We start from the raw sequence: 331 nt of genomic DNA on the forward strand, positions 1-331 counted from the left end.
CATGCGCGACCCAGTGGCGCAGCCGCGCGATGCCGACCTTGGCGACGACCGCGCCCGCGAGTTCGCCGTCCGCATAGACGGGCACCGCGATGAAGATGCCGGGTTCGCCGCTCGTGCGGCCCACGCCATAGGTTTCGGAGAACGCGCCGAGCAGCGCGTTGGTCAGATACGCGCGCACCCGTATGTCGACGCCGACGAACGAGGCCCGCCGCCTCTGCGGATCGCCGGAGACATCGCTCGAGGCCACGCAGATGCCGTTGGCATTCACGAGCCACACCTGATCGAGCCCGGAGAAGCCCTGTGCCCGGTGCAGGAAGGTGCTGACCGCGCC

Annotated in this window: 1 pseudogene; it reads right to left on the minus strand. The window is 69.8% G+C overall.

The window, feature by feature from the left end:
- Positions 1–331: pseudogene (locus tag SB753_RS35755) on the minus strand (GGDEF domain-containing protein); the annotation flags it as partial.

The organism is Paraburkholderia sp. SIMBA_053, from assembly GCF_046534895.1.
Classification (GTDB): domain Bacteria; phylum Pseudomonadota; class Gammaproteobacteria; order Burkholderiales; family Burkholderiaceae; genus Paraburkholderia; species Paraburkholderia caledonica.